The 525-nt window shown below is 38.9% G+C and carries 1 protein-coding gene; it reads right to left on the bottom strand.

Annotation, left to right across the window (positions count from 1 at the left end; genetic code table 11):
* Positions 1-173: 173 nt before the first annotated feature.
* Positions 174-525, bottom strand: a 352-nt coding sequence (locus FAS41_RS30780) for a polysaccharide pyruvyl transferase family protein (protein WP_138527041.1), incomplete at its 5' end; no start/stop codon positions are given.

Raw genomic sequence — 525 nt, 5'->3', positions numbered from 1 at the left:
ACAGCTCTTTTATCTTCTGCTTCGCTGAAAGATTCATTTCCGTTAATAGTTTGTGAATCTATGAAGAAATATTCTGGTATTATTTGCTCTTGCGCGATGTATATTGCTATGCATAGGGTTGATAGCAGTATTGCTGTTGAGATTCTTATCTCTTTCGCGATATTTGACTGCATTTAATTTCTCTTTAAGTGCGAAGATATCTCCTCGTCAATTTTTTTGTTGAGCGTTTCGTGAAGAAATTCGGGTTTGAGTTTTAGTGCTCCCTCCACTAACTCGATAATGTTCTCTGCGGTAGGTGCTAAGTCGTCGAGGTAGTAGTCCAATCGCTGAACGGCGGTAAAGAATGATTTGACCTTGGAGTCCCAGTTTAATCCTATAGAAGGTATTCCTAGAGAGTAGGCAATAATATTTGCGTGTAATCGATGAGCAATAACAATATCGGCTTCCGATATGTGGCTTTTTAAATCGCTTGGGGTTAATGGTTGAGGGTGGCAGTGATGTATTTTTTCTGAGTTTATGTTGTAT

Source organism: Pseudomonas nicosulfuronedens, assembly GCF_005877905.1.
GTDB lineage: Bacteria > Pseudomonadota > Gammaproteobacteria > Pseudomonadales > Pseudomonadaceae > Pseudomonas > Pseudomonas nicosulfuronedens.
The sequence above is the reverse complement of the archived record's forward strand: the minus strand, read 5'-3'. Positions and strand labels throughout refer to the sequence as shown.